This is a genomic window from Brevundimonas sp., from assembly GCF_036405315.1.
GTDB lineage: Bacteria > Pseudomonadota > Alphaproteobacteria > Caulobacterales > Caulobacteraceae > Brevundimonas.
On the sequence record NZ_DASWXW010000108.1, the window covers coordinates 1 to 4,160 of the forward strand.

At 65.9% G+C, this 4,160-nt stretch carries 4 protein-coding genes and 1 pseudogene; 4 read left to right on the plus strand and 1 reads right to left on the minus strand.

Annotated elements, in window-relative coordinates; genetic code table 11:
* Positions 1 to 297: pseudogene (locus VGE49_RS06485) on the plus strand (50S ribosomal protein L1); the annotation flags it as partial.
* Positions 298 to 506: 209 nt separating this feature from the next.
* On the opposite strand, the gene VGE49_RS06490 reads toward VGE49_RS06485, so the two are convergent.
* Positions 507 to 1,673 carry an aspartyl/asparaginyl beta-hydroxylase domain-containing protein gene (locus tag VGE49_RS06490; RefSeq protein ID WP_331033744.1) on the minus strand — a complete coding sequence of 389 codons (1,167 nt, stop codon included), beginning with the start codon at positions 1,671 to 1,673 and terminating at the stop codon, positions 507 to 509.
* Positions 1,674 to 1,851: 178 nt separating this feature from the next.
* On the opposite strand from VGE49_RS06490, the gene VGE49_RS06495 reads away from it, so the two are divergent.
* Genes VGE49_RS06495 through VGE49_RS06505 form a run of 3 tightly spaced genes read left to right on the plus strand, consistent with a single transcriptional unit; the run spans position 1,852 to position 3,962 of the window.
* Positions 1,852 to 2,508: a DUF47 domain-containing protein gene (locus VGE49_RS06495; protein ID WP_331033745.1), complete on the plus strand. Its 657-nt coding sequence runs from the start codon at positions 1,852 to 1,854 to the stop codon at positions 2,506 to 2,508.
* A 6-nt stretch (positions 2,509 to 2,514) separates the two neighbouring features.
* A complete protein-coding gene (locus VGE49_RS06500; RefSeq protein WP_331033746.1) occupies positions 2,515 to 3,516 on the plus strand; it encodes an inorganic phosphate transporter in 1,002 nt (333 codons plus the stop codon).
* A complete protein-coding gene (locus VGE49_RS06505) occupies positions 3,513 to 3,962 on the plus strand; it encodes an NUDIX hydrolase (RefSeq protein ID WP_331033747.1) in 450 nt (149 codons plus the stop codon). Before VGE49_RS06500 ends, VGE49_RS06505 begins: the two co-directional genes overlap by 4 nt.
* The last annotated feature ends 198 nt before the right edge of the window (positions 3,963 to 4,160 follow it).

A 4,160-nucleotide genomic window follows, 5' to 3' on the forward strand; every position in this document is an offset into this window, starting at 1 on the left:
CCGCGCGGCCTGATGCCGAACCCCAAGGTCGGCACCGTGACCCCGAACGTCGCCCAGGCCGTCAAGGACGCCAAGGGCGGCGCCGTGGAGTTCCGCGTCGAGAAGGCCGGTATCGCTCACGGCGGCATCGGCAAGGTCTCCTTCACGCAGGACGCCCTGGAAGCCAACGTCAAGGCTTACGTGGACGCCCTGAACAAGGCCAAGCCCTCGGGCGCCAAGGGCACCTATGTGAAGCGCATCACCCTGTCGTCGACGATGGGCCCGGGCTTCAAGGTCGATCCGGCTTCGCTGGTCTGATCTCAGGCCTCGCGCTGAAATGACGAAGGCCCCGGAGAGCGATCTCCGGGGCCTTTTTCTTGTGTGAGATTCAAACCGTATCGGCGCTTCTGAACGCTGAACTGGACAAGCTTGCCCAGGTCTGCGCGGCCGCCGCCTTGCCTGGATGATCAGTCAGAGCTTGCCGGGGGGCGGCAATCCGCCGCCGCCAGTCATGCCTGTAGGCCGACCTAAGCCGCCTGGAAGTCGCGCTGGGCCTTCATCATCTCGGTGATGAGGAGCTTTTCCTTATCATCCAGATAGGGGTTCCAGACGTCGAAGATCAGGATGACGCGCAAGCCGTCGGCGTCGTTCCAGGCCTCGTGCTCGATGGTGTCGTCGAACACCCAGGCCTTGCCCATCTCCCATGCGCGCGTGGTGTTGCCGACGCGGAAGCGCGCCGGGCCGGGCAGGATCAGCGGCAGGTGGGCCAGCAGGCGCACGTTGGATGATCCCGTGTGCGCCGGGATGTGGGTGTGCGGCTGCAGGGCCGAGAACATGGCGGTCGGCGCAAAGCCGTCCTGGTCGGCCATCGGCAGGCTGTCCAGCAGGGCGGCGGTGCGCGGACAGCGGGCGCAGACGGCGTCCTGGCGTCGCCCGTCCTTCCACAGGAACAGCGAGCTCCATTTGCGGGAGTGGTTCAACTCGCCCCACTGATTGACCGGCGCCCCCTTGGGATAGGCGATGTAGGGCGCGAACTCGTCGAAGGCGTCGTCCAGCAGGGCGGTCAGTTCTTCCTGAACGACCGACGTGGCCTCCTCAAGCGTCGAGAGCCAGGGGAACAGGGTGCGGTCGTAGAAGGGGATGACGGGCAGGCGAGGGTAGTTCAGCAGCAGGGGCTGCTGCTTGGGCGGCTGTTTCAGCCCGGCGTAGATCTCCAGGCCTTCGTCAAAGCGGTCCAGCGCGGCCTCGCCCACGTCGGCGCGCAGGTCAGCCAGGCGTTGGCGCATGAAGTCGCCGAGCGCCTTGGCGTGATCGTCGACGATCCGCGCCGCATAGTCCATCTGGGCGATGACGCCGGGATTGCAGGCTTCGCGGGGCGGGGCGATCTTGAGCGCGTTTCGGTAGACGTCGATCGCCGCCTTGGGCTGCTTGATCTTCTCCAGCATGGCGCCCTTGGCCAGCAAGGCCATGAAGTCATAGGGCTTCATGTCCAGCGCCTCGTCCAGAATGCGCAAGGAGGCGTGGAAGTCGCCCAGCAGGCGCAGGGCGACGGCGCGGTTCAGCGTGGCGTTGTGCGTCCGTCCCAGGGCGTCCGCCTGATCCAGCAGCGCCAGGGCCTGGTGCGGCTCCCGCCGGGCCAGAGCCTGTCCCGCCTGAACCAGAAACTGCTCTTGCTTCTCGCGAAGATTGGTCAAGCGCACTTCCTCAAATGCGGACACAAACATGAACTGCAAGTAATGTTGCACGGCAGCATGCAGCGTCAACGGGGATTGTGGGAAACCCTGATTTCCGTGTGCGGACGACTTGACGACCCATGGGTAATTCCGGTCTTGGGGCGCTGTCGCCTCGCGCGGCTTTTTGCGGAGACGACCGATGCTGAGCTGGTTCCAGGCGCTGCTGCCCAAGGAAGACAACTTCTTCCGCCTGTTCGACGCCCACGCCGCCACCCTGGTGAAGGGGGCCGAGGCCCTGCGCGGCATGATGGACGGCGGCGAGGCCACGCCTGACTGGTGCCAGAAGATCGTCGATCATGAGCATGAGGCCGACGAGGTCGCGCGCGAAGTCCTGTTCGCCGTGCGCCGCAGCTTCATCACCCCGTTTGACCGCTCGGACATTCGCGGCCTGACCAACTCGCTGGACGACACCATCGACCAGATGCAGAAGACGGCCAAGGTCGTCACCCTGTACGAAGTGCGCGACTTCGCCCCCAAGATGCGCGAGTTGGCCGACATCGCCGTCCAGTGCGGCGCCCTGACGGCGGAAGCCGTCTTGCTGCTGCCGGCGATGCGAAAGAACCACGACCGCCTGAACGCCCTGACCGAGCAGATCGCCGTGCTGGAAAGCCAGAGCGACACCCTGTTCGACGAGGGGATGAAGGCGCTGTATGAACTGCATCGTCACGACATGACGGGGGGCAACACCCTGGGCTTCATCATCGGCGGCGAGATTTACGACCACCTTGAGAAGGTCATCGACCGCTTCGAGGATGTGGCGAACCGCATCAACGGCGTTCTGGTCGAGCACCTGTAGGACCCAATGGATCACGCCCTTCTGATCCTGATCTTCCTGATCGGCGTCGCCCTGCTGTTCGACTTCCTGAACGGCCTGCACGACGCGGCCAACTCCATCGCCACCATCGTCGCGACGCGCGTCCTGCCGCCGATCTACGCGGTCGGCTGGGCGGCCTTCTTCAACTTCATCGCCTTCCTCTTCTTTGGCCTGCATGTGGCCGACACGATCGGGCGGGGGATCATCTCGCCCGACGTGATCTCGGATCAGGTCATCTTCGGCGCCCTGATGGGGGCGATCAGCTGGAACGTCATCACCTGGCTGGCGGGCATCCCGTCCTCCAGCTCCCACGCCCTGGTCGGCGGCCTGCTGGGCGCCGGCATCGCCAAGGCGGGGACCAGCGCCGTTGTCATCGCCGGGGTGCTGAAGACGGTGGGCGCCATCTTCATGTCGCCGGCCATCGGTTTCCTGCTGGCCCTGGTGCTGGTTCTTCTGGTGTCCTGGCTGTTCGTCAGGGCCAATCCGGCCTTCGCGGACCGGGTGTTCCGGGGACTGCAGTTCGTTTCGGCCTCGGCCTATTCGCTGGGCCACGGCGGCAATGACGCGCAGAAGACCATGGGGATCATCGCCATCCTGCTGTATTCCCGCGGGATGCTGGGCGGCGAGTTCCACGTGCCCTTCTGGGTGGTCATCACCTGTCAGGCTGCCATTGCTCTGGGCACCCTGTTCGGCGGCTGGAAGATCGTTCACACCATGGGCTCGCGCATCACGCGCCTGAGCCCGCAGCAGGGCTTCTGCGCTGAAACCGGCGGCGCCATCACCCTGTTCGCGGCGACCAGCATGGGCATTCCGGTGTCGACCACCCACACCATCACCGGCGCCATCGTCGGCGTGGGCGCGGCCAAGCGGGTGTCCGCCGTGCGCTGGAGCGTCGCGCGCAGCATCGTCACCGCCTGGTTCATCACCATGCCCGCGGCCGCCGCCATCGGTGCGATCTTCTACTTCGTCGGCGGACTGTTCCTGACGTGACGACCGCCCGGTTCCGCACTGAGACGTCCGAGACTCGCCAGGTCGCGGCCTTGCCTTGGCGGCGGGGCGAGAACGGGGTCGAGGTGATGATGATCACCTCGCGCGAGACGCGCCGTTGGGTCATTCCCAAGGGCGGCCGCATGGTCGGCAAGACCGACCCCCAGGCGGCGGCGCAGGAGGCCTATGAAGAAGCCGGCGTCCAGGGCGAGATGCTGGAGACGCCGGCCGGCCATTTCCGCTACGCCAAGCGGCTGAAGTCGGGCGCCACCCAGGCCTGCATCGTCGCCGTCTATCCGCTGGAGGTTCTGATCCAGTCGGGAGCCTGGCCCGAATCGCTGCAGCGCGAGCGTCGCTGGATGTCCCTGGCCGAGGCCGCAGAGGCGGTGCATGAGGCGGATCTGGCCGACCTGATCCGCGACTTCCGGGCCCCGCCGCCGATTTCGTGACGGTTCGGGCGCGGCAAGGTCCGGCTTGGCGCTTGCCGCCGTTGATTTCCTCGACAGGCCGTGTATAGAGCGCGGCTTCTCGTCAGGGCTTCGGCCTTGGCGGATCCTGTCCGAGAACTTCGGGACGCGGGGGTCGCCTGCGTCATAATCGTCAGAGAGCCTTCTGACGCCGTGGGGAGATGGGGATGCAAAGACCTT

Excerpts from the sequence above, each read along its gene's own strand:
- VGE49_RS06495 (WP_331033745.1), top strand. The coding sequence starts at position 1,852 with ATGCTGAGCTGGTTCCAGGCGCTGCTGCCCAAGGAAGACAACTTCTTC.
- VGE49_RS06500 (WP_331033746.1), top strand. The coding sequence starts at position 2,515 with ATGGATCACGCCCTTCTGATCCTGATCTTCCTGATCGGCGTCGCCCTG.